This is a genomic window from Chamaesiphon sp. VAR_48_metabat_135_sub (assembly GCF_031418915.1).
Taxonomy (GTDB): Bacteria; Cyanobacteriota; Cyanobacteriia; order Cyanobacteriales; family Chamaesiphonaceae; genus Chamaesiphon.
This window is the reverse complement of the sequence record NZ_JANOJV010000266.1, coordinates 1-15511: the sequence shown is the minus strand read 5'-3', so window position 1 is coordinate 15511 and position 15511 is coordinate 1. Positions and strand designations below refer to the sequence as shown.

Sequence of the window (15511 nt, the reverse complement as noted above, 5' to 3'; positions counted from 1 at the left end):
TTTCAAAAGAATAGACATTTCTAATTCAGACTTCAGATCTCAAAAATTAGACCATCGCTATCACAATCTCTCGATCGAAGGTTGAACACGCCGATCTCAGATTGTCTGTTTATTTGGCAATTAAGTTCATCCCCTAGCTTCTCATCTTGGATCGAAGGTGAGTTAGATCGACATCGATCGGATCGCCCGTTTCCTCGTAAAGTATTGTAAAGTAAATTAATAATAAATTAATTTCGGTCGGTAAAGATAGTCGCGGCTAAACCGCTGCAATTGCTGTGAGTTATGCACTTACCGTAATTCTATGCGGCATCGACTAGTTGCCCGATCGATAACGGTGAATACCGCGCAAACTTTTATTCGCTCTATTTAACTGACTTTACTAGAAAATACCTTGATCGAACATGATATTACGTCGCCTGCTCGGATCTGCAATTGCCATCGTACTAAGTATATCCGTGTGGTCGATCGCGCCGTCCGCCCAAGCCTTTGACAATCCCGAACTCCTCCCCACCGAACAAACCCCGATCATCGATTTAGCGAAAACCTTCACCCCAATCCAAGAAGAGAACCTCGTCAAAGACATCGACAAATTTGAAGCCGAAACTGGCTGGAAACTGCGAATCTTGACTCAGTACGATCGAACTCCCGGACGTGCGGTACGTAAATATTGGAACCTAGATGAGAAAAGCGTCCTCGTCGTCTCAGATTCTCGCGGTGGCAATACATTAAACTTCCGCGTCGGCGATGATGTCTACAGACTCATGCCTAGAACCTTCTGGATCGAACTGCAAACCAGATTTGGCAATATGTACTACGTCCGCGAAAATGGCGAAGACAGTGCCATTATTGACTCCTTAGAAGCAGTCAAAACCTGCCTAGTCAAAGGTGGTTGTAATGTCGTCCCCGGATTGCCAGACGAACAGTGGAACCTGACACTGATCAGCTCGGCTATCGGTGGAGTTATTTGTGGATTTGCTGGACAATATCGCAAGCCTGGTGAGGGTTTCGCTTGGCAGTGGGCATTGATTTTCTCGCCACTATGGGGAATTTTGTTTTTCGCATTTGGAGTCGCTCCAGTAGTTACCCGCACGGCTGAGTGGGTGCCGTTATTACGAAACTGTGGCGGATTTGTGTTGGGTTTATTGGTTGCTTATCTGACTCCAGTACTAGGACAATCAAATCCATCGGAAGAATTATAGGTTGAAAGTTGCCCTGGAGGAAACCGCCATCGCAACTTTCTGTCTTGTCGCGCTCAACCGTCGGGTTTCCCGACGAACGCGCGCCGCAACTTTCAACTACCGAAATACCGATCCCATATAATTCCCCCATACCTGAGCAGCCTGTGCGCTACTCCCCTTGGTGGGGGAATTATCGTCATTACCCAGCCAAACACTAGTTACAACTTTTCGGTCAGGAATAAAGCCGATAAACCACATATCGACATTATTATCTGTAGTTCCGGTTTTACCTACTTCTCCTAATCCGATCGCGGCATTTTTACCAGTACCATTAGTTACAACCCCACGCATCATCGTTGTTAGGGTATCGGCAGTACCTGTGCGTAACACTCGCCGCGATTGAGCATTCTTCGTGTAGTCGTACATCACCCGACAGGTACGAATTTGTTTGAGATTGCAATTGCTAGTATCGTACACCCGTTTAATAACACGGGGCTTGTGCCAAATGCCTCGATCGGCAACAGCACCAAAAGATCCGGTAATCTCTAACATGTTTACCACACTTTGACCCAAAATTACTGCGGGTACTTCATCGAGTTTCGATCGAATCCCCATTTTGTTAGCGGTTTCTAGCACCTTGGGTAAACCGATATCCTGAGCGATTCGCAGCGCAGTCACATTTTCCGATAGCGCGAAACCTGTATACATATTCGCCGATCCTACCGCACCATGATTGCATCCAGGAAATCGCCTACCCCCCCACGCTAAAGGATCGCAGGAATAGGTCTTTCCCGGCGATATACGACCCTCGATCGCGGCTGCATAACCAAAAAGCTTAAATGTCGATCCAGGCTGTCTCTGGGCATCTGTAGCGCGGTTGAATTGACTTTTCTGGTAGTCCACACCACCGACCATTGCTTTGACAATCCCTGTGGTACTATCGATGGTAATAATTCCACCTTGAGCAAAACGGTAACTACTACCAGCAGTAGCGATATTCTTCCGTAGTGCGGCTTCGGCTTTTGCTTGCATCTTTAGGTTTAAGCCAGTTTCGATCGCGAAATTACCTTCTTTGGCTGTCTCAGTTCCCAAAATCTCTTGGAGTTCTTTAAATACATAGTCATAGAGATAGGGAGCCTTGGTATTAGTACTTGGCAGACAAGCTTCTGCGCGATAATTCAGTGTCGATCTCCGCGCTTCTCGAGCTTCGGCTGAGGTAATCATCCCTGTTTCGAGCATTCTGGTGAGGACTAAATTTCGCCGTTCGATCGCTTTCATCCCTTTGCGCCCTTGTTTATCTTCAACACAAGGGTTGAAGATATTCGGCCCAGGTAAAATCCCGACTAACATCGCGGCTTCGGGTAGAGTAAGATCGCGGGCGGATTTGCCTAGGTAATGTTGAGATGCATCCTCAAATCCATGTGCATCATCGCCCAAAAATACCCGATTGAGATAAGTTAGTAAAATTTTATCTTTGCTATATGTGGCTTCCAATTTGAGCGCGACTACAGCTTCCCGCATTTTTCTGGGGAGATTATCTTCACTCCCTACATACGATCGAAATAAACTTCTCGCCACCTGCTGAGTCAGTGTACTAGCACCCTGAGTCAATTTACCCTTTTGTCTCCCCACGATTACCGCACGCCCTACGCCCCAAGGATCGATGCCAAAATGCCAATAAAAGCGACTATCTTCGGACGCAATTAGAGCTTTGGGTAGATACTTAGAAAAATCTGCAATGTTCGTCAGATCTTTATGTGCGCCAGTTTTAGGCGGGCGCAATGGTTCTTCTAGGTCATCAGCATATACCATCACTGGCCCATTGGCATCTGGGAGCGGGTTGACATTAATTTTGGTAGATTCTGCCAGAATTGCCAGTAGTAGCAGAGTCAACAGACTTCCAGTACCATACAATCCATACCGCAAGACGCGGAGATATACAGGTGGCGGATCGAGATAAGTAATTTTTACTGCTGCTTTAAGTTCTGGCGGGCCGAGGGTGAATGTATCGCCATCTCTAAGTGTAATTCGATCGACCCGTTTTTTGGCCCGATAAATCCCATTTGTCGAACCTTCATCTTTGAGCAAAAAGGTCGAACCTTTTGTCCTGTCTCGTTTCAATGACAGATGTACCTGACTGACAACCTCATTCCGAACGACAATATCACAGGATTGAGAACTGCGCCCTAATACATATTTCTCCCCCAGCAGCGGAAAAATATCTGGCTGTGGAGCATCAGCATCTTGAACTAACAGTTTGGGAACTCTAGCATTTGGCTTGAGTGCCAATCGGGTAAAGTTAACTTTAGTCCGCCCAATTGCTTGAGTAAGTTGAGCCAGGAGTGTCTTTTTTGGGGGCTGAGAAGACATTGATGGGCTGGGGGTTAGGGGTTTAGCTAGGGGTAATTTCCCATAGAATATATCTATTTTAGCTTACACCGATCGATATATATGTTTAACCACTGCAAAAGCAGTAGGGGCAATTCTTGAATTGCCCCTACTGCTTTTATGGCGTAACCAATCTTCATTTTTCTACCACAGTCGGACGAGGTTGAATCGTTCCAAATCCGCCATGATTCCGACGATAAACGACGTTAATTTCTCCTGTTTCGACACTGCGATACATGTAAAAATCATGATCGACTAATTGCAATTGAGCCAAGGCTTCCTCGATCGTCAATGCTGACATTGCAAAATATTTAGTCCGAACTACCTCTGCTGGTAATGTTGCCGATCGATTGTCTGTGAGGTTATAGTCTAATAACTCTAAATCTAATTCTTCTCCGATATCTTTGATGCCGTCGGTGCGGTCTTTCTTGGTAAAACTGCGTTCTTTATACTTGCGTAATTGACGAGAAATTTTATCGGCAACTAAATCGATACTTGCATATAAATGTTCGCTGGCTTCTTCTGCACGAATAACTGCCCCATTGGCATAAATTGTAACTTCAGCTACCTGAGATGCAGCAATACGAGGATTTTTCGCAACTGATAGACTGACATCTACTCCGGTGGTAATGTTCTCAAAATGACTCACCGCCTTTTCGATTTTTTGATTTACATAGTCACGGATGGCATCGGTAATTTCGATGTTCTTACTCTGGAGCACAAGCTTCATAAGCATCTCCCACTATTTAGATTATATTTTAAGGTTAAGATAGGCAGGAAAATTGTGGAAACTATAGCTTCCTCTGTAGCGAATTTTACTTACTATACTGACTAGTCTGTTCCACAGGTCGAAGTCAGACTTTGTAAATGATTATCCATCAGTGGATAATGTAACTACCTCACCTTTTGTAGATATTTTGTGACTGAATATACTTTAGCATCTTATTTCGCTGGTCAGAACATTAATTCGATCGTAAGTTAAAATACTTTGCATTCTGTGACATTCATTTACATCTGGCACCATAGCCCCTCTCATTTACAATTACTGTTAGCTAGCTCACATTCACATTATCGTGAATAGAAATTACGACAGGATTGAGGCCGATTTACGTTGGCGTAGCCTATGTGTCCAACCACCAACCACCATTCACCATCCACCATCCACCATGACAATAATTCGCGTACCCGCTACCACTGCTAATTTAGGCGCGGGATTTGACTGTATTGGTGCTGCTTTAAGCATGTATAACGAGTTTACCTTCACACCGATCGAGACTGACAGTCTAGTTATCGCCGTACAGGGACTCGAAGCTGCTAGAGTCAATACCGATGCTACTAATCTTGCTTATCAAGCTTTCCTCAAACTTTACAGTAGGATCGATCGAACGCCACCCGTAATTCAGCTAGAAATTAGACTAGGCGTACCCTTGGCGAGAGGATTGGGCAGTTCGGCGACAGCGATCGTTGGTGGATTGCTAGGTGCTAATATTTTAGCTGGAAATCCGCTCTCACCAGCCGAAATAATGCAGCTCGCGATCGAAATGGAAGGACATCCAGATAATGTCGTACCAGCTCTGATTGGTGGTTGTCGCTTGGCGGCTACGGCTGCGAATGGTTGGGCGATCGCCGATATTCCCTGGCATAGTAGTATTGTGCCTGTAGTGGCTATTCCCAATTTTGAACTATCGACAGAGGAAGCGCGAAGTGTCTTACCGACTGAATATAGCCGCGCCGATGCAATTTTCAACACGGCTCATTTGGGCTTAATGGTGCGGGGTTTGGAAACGGGTAATCCTGAGTGGCTGACAGCCGGATTAGTCGATCGCATCCATCAACCCTATCGTCAACAGCTAATTCCTGGATATACTGATGTGGAGCCAGCCGTAATTGCCGCTGGTGGCTATGGAATGGTCATTAGTGGTGCTGGGCCGACTTTACTAGCTTTGACTACCGTAGAACGGGCGGAAGCAGTGGCTAAGGCAATGACTCAAGCCTGGGCAACTCACAATATCCAAGTGGATGCTCGATCTCTGGCAGTAGATATGCAAGGAGCTGTAATACTTTAGTTTCATTAGCATTAATATCTCTCATAATCGTTTCATATTTCTTAGTTTCATGGTAAATTGAGAAATATGAGATAATTATGAAAATGAATGTAAAACATAAATTAAATTTCAGTCGAAGCTCAATTTACTGGAACCGAGATCGAGCTATTCTAATTACTCTCTTGTTCGGGTTGTCGCTCACTGGGTGTGTCCAGACGACACAGCAAAGTCAATTACCATCCAATCCTACTGCTACTACTCCTGCTCAGTCAGGTAAAAAGGTCGTTCTTGCTACTTTCACCGTGCTAGCAGACATGGCGCGTAATGTTGCTGGAGATAAAGCGATAATTGAATCGATTACCAAACCAGGGGCGGAAATTCATGGTTATCAAGTTACACCCAGCGATTTGGAGCGGGGACAAAAAGCGAATCTAATTCTGGAAAATGGATTGAATTTAGAACGCTGGGCCGATCGATTCTACAACAGTTTGCCCAAAGTTCCTCACATCACATTGAGTGACGGATTCACACCCGTGAATATTTCGGAAGATAGTTATCAAGGTAAACCAAATCCTCATGCTTGGATGTCGCCGCAAAATGCTTTAATTTATGTCGAAAATATCCGCAAAGCATTAGCAAAACTCGATCCGCCGAATACGGCAACCTATGATACTAATGCTAAAGCATATAGCGAACAAATTAAGTCGATCGATCTCAAACTTAAAACAGCAATTGCCGCCATTCCACCTGACAAACGCTACATCGTCAGTTGTGAAGGTGCATTCTCCTACATCGCCCGCGATTATGGATTGAAAGAAGTATATATTTGGGCAGTTAATGCCGAACAGCAAGCCACACCAAAACAAGTCGAAAAAGTAATTAATACTGTAAAAGCGAACAAAATTCCTGCAATATTTTGTGAGAGTACTGTTAATAATAAAGCACAGCTTCAGGTCGCAAAAGAGTCGGGTGCAAAATTCGCAGGTGTGTTTTATGTCGATTCATTATCTCCTGCGGATGGTCCTGCATCAACCTATCTTAAATTGCTTGAATATAATGTCAACACTTTAATTAAAGGCTTGCAGAATAAGTAATAAGTAATAAGTAAATTTAGATGTACAATATTTTTAACCCATGAGCGAGATTAGTATTGATATTGAAAATGTGACAGTTGCCTATCATGGCAAAGTTGCATTAAAAAGTGCCTCCCTCCAACTCGAATCGGGAACTATTTGTGGTTTAATTGGGATGAATGGTGCTGGAAAATCGACCTTATTTAAGGCGATTATGGGATTTGTAAAACCTGTTGGCGGACGAATCTTAATTAATAGATTACCAATTCGTCAGGTTCAAAAAAAGAATCTAGTCGCCTATGTACCTCAGTCAGAAGAAGTAGACTGGAATTTCCCTGTCAGTGTTCATGATGTGGTGATGATGGGACGATATGGGTATATGAATCTATTGCGGATACCAAAATCTCACGATAAAAGTGTTGTGAGAGAAAGTCTAGAACGAGTAGAAATGTGGGAGATGCAAGATCGCCAAATTGGTGAGCTATCAGGGGGGCAAAAGAAGCGTACCTTTTTTGCAAGAGCATTGGCACAAGAAAGCACCGTTTTATTATTAGACGAACCATTCGCGGGTGTTGATATTAAAACTGAAAAGATGATGATTAATCTACTGATGGAATTGCGTCAGAAGGGTTACACAATTTTGATTTCTACCCACGATTTAGCTTCAATTAAAACATTTTGCGACCAAGTAGTATTAATCAATCGCACGATTCTGGCTTACGGTAATACCGCCGACGTATTTACAGAAGAAAATCTATCTCGGACATTTGGCGGATCGATTGGAGACTTGTCACTTGCAAAGAGTCTTTTATCTCAAAAAAATCAAGAAGGATAATAAGTTTTTGAGTTTATTTCAGGAGAAGTAGTAATGGATTTAGTTCAGTGGTTTACAGCACCTTTGCAACATGAGTTCATGGTGAAGGCAATTTTAGTTAGTGCCTTAGTGGGAGTCGTTTGTTCGGCTCTTTCTTGCTACATGACTTTGAAAGGATGGGCATTGATGGGTGATGCTGTTTCTCATGCAGTAATGCCAGGAGTAGTGATTGCTTATATTCTAAATATTCCGCTTGCAGTAGGTGCATTTGCATTTGGGGTGGGTTCGGTAATTGCGATCGGATTTGTCAAGGCAAAGACTAGAATTAAGGAAGATACTGTCATTGGATTAGTATTTACTGGCTTCTTTGCTTTGGGTTTAGTATTAATTTCTAAAGTTAAAAGTGAGATCGATCTCACCCACATTTTATTTGGGAATGTTTTGGGTATATCGGATGCAGATATTATTCAGACTGTGATTATTAGTGCCATTACGCTCGGAACTTTGGCAATATTACGTAAAGACTTAATTCTATTTTGTTTTGATTCAACCCACGCTCGATCGATCGGATTAAATACAACTTTTCTCTACTATGTTCTACTATCTTTACTATCCCTAACTGCTGTCGCTGGACTGCAAACTGTGGGCATTATTTTAGTCGTAGCGATGTTAGTAACTCCAGGTGCAACCGCATATTTATTAAGCGATAACTTCGACCATATGACGCTGATTGCGATGGCGAGTGGCGTATTTTCTAGTGTGATTGGAACCTATGTCAGTTATCATATTGACGGTTCGACTGGCGGCTGTATTGTCGTTGTGCAAACGCTATTATTTATCATCGCGATGATTTTCGCTCCCAAACATGGCTTATTGGCTAAAGCACGCGACGAAAGATCGATCGGTGAGTAACACAGCAATCTAGATTATCGTGTACAACTAGTCACAGGTAAAAAATATAAACTACTATTATCTAATTCCAGTCCCCAAAAACATTATTTTACGGCGAGGGAATTTGCTAGCAGTATTTGGACACAAAAAGTTGATGCTGGCAATGTCGAAATCAAAGGCGCGATTCAAGAATTGGAATTACGCCCGAATACTACTGCTGTCTGGGTATTGGTTCCGATGAAACCAGGAAATTATCAGTTACGGTGTACAATTCCTGGACATACAGAAGCAGGCATGATCGGCACAATTATAGTATTAATGTAACTAGTTTCGATCTTGACAGAATAGGATCGATCGCACTACCTTCTTACAGTCTTACTAAAATGGAATGTAAGTTTGAGGAACTAGTAGTTGCACTTGCTGATTGTTTGTGGAAAGGAAAACGTAATAATGAACTTGAACATAAAGTAATCGCCAAAGTTGCCGAGGTGCTCGATCGAGATTATTGAAATATGTTTGTAAGTTTGGATGATGGATTTGAAAAAATCTCAACAGGAGGAGATTTGAGGCTTTCCCGTAGTATTGTCACGATAATTTAAGTCCGATCCCTGACGATCCAGCAATTCAAAATATTTTGCTGATTTTTCACCGATAATCGATCTTTACTAGTGGGGTTGGGCGGGTTTGTTGGGCATTTGTTGGTACAAATCTGGACTGGCTAGCATAAACCCGCCCCTACAGCAGATGATTGACGATCTAATAGGTTTGAATTTGGAATTGCTGCTGACGATTCCTAAAAATAGCCCCCAAGAGAAAAAACCGCTAAGATCGATAATAGCGATGTTCTCATGAGAGAGGCTGCGCCAAAAGATTACTCGGACAGAACATAGAGAATATGCGTTTAATTTTAATGACTGGCAAAGGTGGCGTAGGTAAAACATCTGTCGCGGCTGCAACTGGTTTGCGGTGCGCCGAACTAGGTTATCGTACCCTTGTGCTGAGTACCGATCCCGCTCACTCCTTGGCTGATAGTTTTGACATGGAGATGGGGCACGATCCCCGTGAAGTTCGCCCCAATTTGTGGGGTGCAGAATTAGACGCGCTCAAGGAGCTAGAAGGCAACTGGGGCGCGGTGAAACGTTATATTACCCAAGTCTTGCAAGCGCGAGGGATGGAAGGGGTGCAGGCTGAGGAACTGGCGATTTTGCCGGGGATGGATGAGATCTTTGGATTAGTGCGGATGAAGCGGCACTATGACGAGGGGATCTATGACGTACTGATTATCGATTCAGCACCCACCGGAACTGCGCTGAGACTGTTGAGTTTGCCAGAAGTTGGGGGTTGGTATATGCGGAAGTTTTACAAGCCTTTACAGGCGGTTTCTGTCGCGCTTAGACCTTTGGTAGAACCTTTATTTCGTCCGATTGCGGGGTTCTCTTTGCCGAATAAGGAAGTAATGGACGCTCCCTATGAATTTTACGAGCAAATCGAAGCATTACAGAAGATCTTGATGGACAATACCGTATCGTCGGTACGGTTGGTGACGAATCCAGAGAAGATGGTGCTGAAGGAATCGCTCCGCGCTCATGCTTATTTGAGCTTGTATAATGTGTCTACAGATTTAATAATTGCTAATCGGATTATTCCCGAAGCTGTCACCGATCCCTTCTTCAAAAAATGGAAGGAAAATCAAGAGAAATATCGTGCCGAAATTCACGAAAATTTTCATCCTCTGCCAGTCAAAGAGGTGCCGCTTTATGCTGAAGAGCTATGTGGACTCGAAGCACTCGATCGATTGAAGGATACTCTCTATGGCGATGAAGATCCCAGTCAAGTTTACTATAAAGAAACAACGCTCAGAGTCGTTCAAGAAGGTAACAGTCTATACAGCTTAGAATTGTACCTACCAGGGATTGCCAAAGACCAAATTCAACTTAATAAAACTGGGGATGAATTGAATATTCGGATTGGCAACCACCGTCGGAATATGGTGCTACCGCAGGCTCTAGCCGCGCTCCAACCTACGGGAGCGAAGATGGATGAGGATTATCTCAAAATTAAGTTTGCTTGAGCGATCGCCGCGCTAGGATATTTAGCCAATTTTGGGACTAAATCTTAATTTTGATCGAGTAAGTGGGTAGTATATTAATAGCAGCATATTATTGCTGCGAATATACCACCCAAACTAATTGAGTCCAGAATAAGTGGAGGTAATCTTTATGTCTCAGCTCACAGGCTATCGTTTAACAGCTATTTCAATCGGAATATTTGCCCTGAATGCGATCGCGATTAACCCCGCTACAGCAGGAGAAATAGTAGCTATAATCGACCGCACCACGCCTAAACCAGGCTTAGGATTAGATATCGGTCTTCAACCAATTATCGCGCAAAAACCGACCAACGCTCGGATCGCAATTCAACAAGGTACGACAGCAAATGTCAAACAACCATTGGGATTAGGTGTTACGGCGCGTGTTGGTACACTCGGTATCGGTGTCGATGTTGCCAAATCATTTACATCTCAACTCAATGGTCGCTTGGGATTTAACTTTGGTAATATCAATCTAAATCGCACTGATAGTGGGATTAATTACGACGCACAATTGAATTTGAGCAGCGTTCAATTATTTGGCGATTACTACCCATTCAGTAGTAGCAGTTTCCGCCTTACTGGTGGCTTAGTCGCTCAAAACAATAGATTCTCTGTTACCAGCAAACCCAGTGGTAATAGCACCTATACGATCGATGGTACTCAATTTTCATCCAACGACGTTGGAACTCTCACTGGTGAGTACAAATATGGTAACTCGATCGCACCTTATCTCGGTATCGGCATTGGTAAACCGACAAATGAAGGTTTAGGCTTTAATGCCGATCTTGGTGTAATGTTTACAGGCTCTCCCAAAGTCTCACTCAATGCGAGTAATCCGACTTTTAATAACGATCCCACTACTCGTACTTTACTCGATAATCAAGTTCGTCAAACCGAAAACGATCTCAAAGGATTTAGTGTTTATCCAGTTTTATCAGTCGGACTTTCTTATGGATTTTAGGATAATTGATAATTGACACTTCGGCTAACGCTCAGTGCAAGTAATTGATAATTAATAATTGATTGTTAGTAATATGGATAGTGAGTATCGAACACTTAATAAATACTCACCATCCACTATCCACCATTCACCATTCACCATTCACCATTCACTATTCACACTTCGGCTACGTATCGCTAAAAGCGAGGCTACGCCAACAGTGCAAGCCATTCACCATTCACACCTTCCCAAATCGACGATTTCGTTGCTGGTAATCTGCTATTGCTTGAGTGAATTCATCGTTACTAAAATCTGGCCAATGGGTATTCGTAATGTATATTTCAGTATATGCAAGTTGCCATAGCAGGAAGTTACTCAAGCGTTGTTCGCCGCTAGTCCGAATTAGTAGATCTGGATCTGGCAATCCATGTGTATCTAGATATTTAGCAAATAATGATTCATCAATTTGTTCTGTCTCTAATTCACCATTTTTAACTCGTTTAGAAATCGATCGACAAGCTTGGAGGATTTCGTTCCGACTACCATAGTTAATGGCAATATTAAAGGTAACTGCTCGATTATTAACAGTTTTTTTAATCGACTTATCCATCATATTTCGCAACCCAATTGGCACTTGAGATCGATCGCCGAGAAATCTAATTCGCACTCCTTCCGCGTGCATTCTATCTAATTCACTATCTAATAAACCTTCAAATAATCGCATCAAAAAGTTGACTTCAGCTTCAGGTCTGCCCCAATTTTCGGTAGAAAAAGCGTAGACGGTAAAGTTAGCAATTCCCCAATCTTTACAACAACGTAGGATCGATCGAACTGTATTTGCACCTTGTTGATGTCCGGCAATTCTTGGCAATCCTTGTTGCTTTGCCCATCTACCGTTACCGTCCATAATTGCCGCAACATGTTGGGGAATTTTAGTAGGATCTAAAATAGCTGGAAGTTTAGTAATTAATTGAGTAGTCATATAATTATTTATTGTGTGTCGATCGATCTGGAGATAAACCTAAAATTTGACGCATCATACCTGTAGAATGCCCCATTAATCACGGATATAATACAGATCGATTGTTCCACCCACAAAATTTGCTATTAAAAGTCATCACTTATATCCTGGGCTATCACTTGTTAGTCCAACTATAACTTTCCCCATATCTATTGTCAGTCGGATCTTGTCGGTAATTCTACTGTCATCAAAAGTCTGAAAAAGTCGGGAATCAGTAATTAACAATCAGCTTTCGTATTTCGTAGGGTGTGTTCGCAACAGCGTAACGCACCCTACGAAATAACGGTACGCTCACGCTATCGCTAACACGCCCTACCTACCCTCTACCCTCTAATCGATGAATGTTGATGCTGCTATAAATTGGATCGATCGATTACTTGTACTAGAGACAGGTAAACATCTCAACGATCTCCAAATATTTATCATCAGGCAAGTCTTGCTGGGGCGTAAGTATGTAGAGATTGCCGCAGACTATCATTGTACTGAGGGGCATGTCAAGGACATCGCAGCAGCGATGTGGCAATTATTATCGCAACTATTAGGGGAGCGGGTAACGAAGACTAATCTCAAGTCAATCTTGCAACGTCATGCAACTCCTGGGCTGTCACAGCCGACTAAAATCGCTAATTATCAGTTTATCGGTAGAGAGGTGGCGATCGATCGATTGGATGAGTTAATTGGGCAGGGACAACGTACAATAGCAATCTTGGGTGAGGGTGGAGTGGGGAAAACTACCTTAGCACAGCAGTATTTAAAAACCTGTGGCTGCGATCTGATTTTGGAGTTGTCGATGGCGAAGGAAACTGCTCGAATTACTCCAGCCGAAATTATCGTTGAGGAGTGGTTGCGGCAAGATTTACAAATCGAGCCTGGGCGAGAATTTGGTGTTTCACTATTGCGGCTCAAGCGGCAATTAAATACTCGCAAGATTGGAATTTTAATTGATAATTTAGAACCAGCATTAGATCGAGATGGTAGAATTGTGGCATCTCAATATGGTTATCTAGAATTACTGAGAGTTTTAACCGATCGACAGTTGTCTGGCATTACTTTAATTACTAGTCGCGATCGATTGTGTGAAGCCGATCTCAATCTCACTCATTATCGGTTATCTGGTTTGGATGTCAATACATGGCAAACCTATTTTAATTATCGTCAGATTAACACGACAATAGAAATGATTCTCCCATTACATCAAGCTTATGGTGGTAATGCTAAAGCGATGGAAATTATTGCTGGTAATATTTGTGCAGATCTCGATGGCGATCTAGCTTTGTATTTAGCAACTAACCAAGATACTCAATTAGTAGAGACTGGATTAAAACAGTCGATCGTTAATCAGTTCGATCGATTAGAAACACTAGATTTTGATGCCTACAAATTACTCTGCAGAGCTGGCTGCTATCGCTATCAAGACTTAGATCGGGTTGATTTAGATGCTTTATTATGTCTGCTGTGGGACATCGAATCATCACAAAGGTATCAAGTAGTTAATTCACTTAGAAATCGTTCGCTGATTGAGTTTAATCGCGGGCAATATTGGTTGCATCCAGCGATTCGGGCTGAATCGATCGAGAGGCTAAAAAATACGGATGACTGGACTCGATCGCATCAAGCAGCCGCTAATTATTGGACTAATTCTGTCACTAGAATTGCAAACATTGCCACGGCTATTACAGCACTAGAGGCATACTATCATTATATAGAAATTGACGATCTTTTCCAAGCTGCACGGGTATTGCTGCAACCAAGAGATAATCAATGGGGACAATTTTTACCATTGGCAAGCAACCTTTATCGGATGGGATTAATTCAACCAGTTTTGACCGCAATTACTCAAATCGTTCCTTCTCTACCACCAGATCGAATTACAGCAGAATTGTATAATATTCTCGGCGATCTCTATTGGATTGTCGGTCGAGTGCATGAAGCGATCGAGACTCAACGATACGCGATCGATTATACAACTAAAATACTAGCAACGATCGATCCACTCGATCGATCTCATGATACTCATTGTCTGAATATCTTAAATATTGATTCAATCTTGAGTACTGGACTATACTATCTAGATTTGTGGGAATTGGCAAAGGCTAAAGATCTGTTCGATCGAGTTATTAAGATTGCTAGCAATACCAATCGAGATCGCTGGGCACAAAAGGCGATCGTTTGTCTCGCATTAGTTGAATCATACCTAAATAATATCGAAGCAGCTAGACAATTATTGGCAGAGATTGAACCACAAATCATTCAACAAAAATGGACTGGTAGTAGTGCTTATTTCTTACAAATGGTTGGGCAAACCTATGGCAATTTAGGCAACTACGATCGAGCCAATACTATTTATCAACAAACATTGACATTCTGTCAAACTGGAAACTATCTACAAACTCAAGGTAGAACTTTAAATGGGTTGGCTCAACTATATCGATCTCAAGGTAATTTAGAACTCGCCAAAACGACTCATTTACAATCGATCGAAATTCTCGATCGCGTGGGTGCAAAATGCGATCTAGCAGAAGCTTATTATCAAGCTGGATTAACATCGCAACAAGCAGGCAATCTCGAACTCAGTCAATTTTACTGCGATCTACATGCTAATAAACTATTTACTGAAATTGCTGCTCCACAACAACTAGCAAAAATCAAGACTATAGTTTATGGATACCCCAATCTCCACAGAGAGATATAAGGCTCAGAACGCAATAATTACATATTGGCAGAACAAATAAAATGCAAACTATTTAAAGATTTCTGTTTTTGCACTGTAAATAATCCAGGAATAGCTAATTGGCTTCAATTTTTTCTTGGATCTATCTTTTGATAAACTCTTTGACTTTTTTACTTGTTATTACTTGCGAGAAAATGTGATGTTTTAAGCGAATTTTAGGGACAGAAAGACTTAAAATTCCTGCTAATAAAATCCAATTTATGCAGTTAATTCGAGCATCAAAAAGTGGACAATCAAAACAGTGAAACATAATTGAAGCAAGAAAAGCCATTAAGTAGCTAATTAAAACATATTGTTTTTCCTTTTCTATTGAATGAATTTTCCTGACAGCTTGGTAT

At 42.3% G+C, this 15511-nt stretch carries 11 protein-coding genes and 2 pseudogenes; 9 read left to right on the top strand and 4 right to left on the bottom strand.

Features of this window, described 5'->3' with window-relative positions; genetic code table 11:
* Positions 1-401 precede the first annotated feature (401 nt).
* Positions 402-1199, top strand: coding sequence for a TPM domain-containing protein (locus RMO55_RS18560; protein WP_310429040.1), 798 nt, complete (start codon positions 402-404; stop codon positions 1197-1199).
* A gap of 96 nt (positions 1200-1295) precedes the next feature.
* On the opposite strand, the gene RMO55_RS18555 is transcribed toward RMO55_RS18560, so the two are convergent.
* Together RMO55_RS18555 and hpf are read right to left on the bottom strand one after the other, a co-directional pair.
* Entirely contained in the window at positions 1296-3548 is a 2253-nt protein-coding gene (locus RMO55_RS18555; RefSeq protein WP_310429037.1) for a transglycosylase domain-containing protein, read from the bottom strand.
* Positions 3549-3702: 154 nt separating this feature from the next.
* Positions 3703-4296: a ribosome hibernation-promoting factor, HPF/YfiA family gene (hpf, locus tag RMO55_RS18550; RefSeq protein WP_310429035.1), complete on the bottom strand. Its 594-nt coding sequence runs from the start codon at positions 4294-4296 to the stop codon at positions 3703-3705.
* Positions 4297-4732: 436 nt separating this feature from the next.
* Here hpf and thrB point away from each other — a divergent pair, with 436 nt between their 5' ends.
* From thrB to RMO55_RS18515, 7 genes and pseudogenes are all read left to right on the top strand, one after another.
* On the top strand, positions 4733-5632 hold the full coding sequence (thrB, locus tag RMO55_RS18545) for a homoserine kinase (RefSeq protein ID WP_310429042.1): 900 nt from the start codon (positions 4733-4735) through the stop codon (positions 5630-5632).
* Between the two features lie 83 nt (positions 5633-5715).
* The gene (locus tag RMO55_RS18540) at positions 5716-6705 is read left to right on the top strand and encodes a metal ABC transporter substrate-binding protein (protein ID WP_396134398.1); all 990 of its coding nucleotides are present in this window, start codon (positions 5716-5718) and stop codon (positions 6703-6705) included.
* A gap of 40 nt (positions 6706-6745) precedes the next feature.
* Positions 6746-7519: a metal ABC transporter ATP-binding protein gene (locus tag RMO55_RS18535; RefSeq protein ID WP_310429031.1), complete on the top strand. Its 774-nt coding sequence runs from the start codon at positions 6746-6748 to the stop codon at positions 7517-7519.
* Positions 7520-7552: 33 nt separating this feature from the next.
* A complete protein-coding gene (locus tag RMO55_RS18530; protein ID WP_310429029.1) occupies positions 7553-8410 on the top strand; it encodes a metal ABC transporter permease in 858 nt (285 codons plus the stop codon).
* 36 nt (positions 8411-8446) lie between these two features.
* Positions 8447-8713 (top strand): annotated as a pseudogene (locus RMO55_RS22350) (sulfocyanin-like copper-binding protein); the annotation flags it as partial.
* 571 nt (positions 8714-9284) lie between these two features.
* A complete protein-coding gene (locus tag RMO55_RS18520; protein ID WP_310429025.1) occupies positions 9285-10460 on the top strand; it encodes a TRC40/GET3/ArsA family transport-energizing ATPase in 1176 nt (391 codons plus the stop codon).
* Between the two features lie 148 nt (positions 10461-10608).
* Positions 10609-11442 (top strand): hypothetical protein, encoded by an 834-nt coding sequence (locus RMO55_RS18515; protein ID WP_310429023.1) that lies wholly within the window; start codon positions 10609-10611, stop codon positions 11440-11442.
* Positions 11443-11659: 217 nt separating this feature from the next.
* On the opposite strand, the gene RMO55_RS18510 is transcribed toward RMO55_RS18515, so the two are convergent.
* Positions 11660-12403, bottom strand: coding sequence for an isoprenyl transferase (locus tag RMO55_RS18510; protein ID WP_310429021.1), 744 nt, complete (start codon positions 12401-12403; stop codon positions 11660-11662).
* Between the two features lie 376 nt (positions 12404-12779).
* Between RMO55_RS18510 and RMO55_RS18505 the strand changes: the two genes are divergently transcribed.
* Positions 12780-15134 (top strand): NB-ARC domain-containing protein, encoded by a 2355-nt coding sequence (locus tag RMO55_RS18505; protein ID WP_310429019.1) that lies wholly within the window; start codon positions 12780-12782, stop codon positions 15132-15134.
* A 121-nt stretch (positions 15135-15255) separates the two neighbouring features.
* Here RMO55_RS18505 and RMO55_RS18500 read toward each other — a convergent pair.
* A pseudogene (locus RMO55_RS18500) lies at positions 15256-15511 on the bottom strand (hypothetical protein); the annotation flags it as partial.

What these genes read in the sequence shown, in the direction of transcription:
- thrB (WP_310429042.1), top strand. Translation starts at nt 4,733, where the DNA reads ATGACAATAATTCGCGTACCCGCTACCACTGCTAATTTAGGCGCGGGA.
- hpf (WP_310429035.1), bottom strand. Translation starts at nt 4,296, where the DNA reads ATGAAGCTTGTGCTCCAGAGTAAGAACATCGAAATTACCGATGCCATC.
- RMO55_RS18520 (WP_310429025.1), top strand. Translation starts at nt 9,285, where the DNA reads ATGCGTTTAATTTTAATGACTGGCAAAGGTGGCGTAGGTAAAACATCT.
- RMO55_RS18505 (WP_310429019.1), top strand. Translation starts at nt 12,780, where the DNA reads ATGAATGTTGATGCTGCTATAAATTGGATCGATCGATTACTTGTACTA.
- RMO55_RS18510 (WP_310429021.1), bottom strand. Translation starts at nt 12,403, where the DNA reads ATGACTACTCAATTAATTACTAAACTTCCAGCTATTTTAGATCCTACT.
- RMO55_RS18530 (WP_310429029.1), top strand. Translation starts at nt 7,553, where the DNA reads ATGGATTTAGTTCAGTGGTTTACAGCACCTTTGCAACATGAGTTCATG.
- RMO55_RS18535 (WP_310429031.1), top strand. Translation starts at nt 6,746, where the DNA reads ATGAGCGAGATTAGTATTGATATTGAAAATGTGACAGTTGCCTATCAT.
- RMO55_RS18540 (WP_396134398.1), top strand. Translation starts at nt 5,716, where the DNA reads ATGAATGTAAAACATAAATTAAATTTCAGTCGAAGCTCAATTTACTGG.
- RMO55_RS18560 (WP_310429040.1), top strand. Translation starts at nt 402, where the DNA reads ATGATATTACGTCGCCTGCTCGGATCTGCAATTGCCATCGTACTAAGT.
- RMO55_RS18555 (WP_310429037.1), bottom strand. Translation starts at nt 3,548, where the DNA reads ATGTCTTCTCAGCCCCCAAAAAAGACACTCCTGGCTCAACTTACTCAA.
- RMO55_RS18515 (WP_310429023.1), top strand. Translation starts at nt 10,609, where the DNA reads ATGTCTCAGCTCACAGGCTATCGTTTAACAGCTATTTCAATCGGAATA.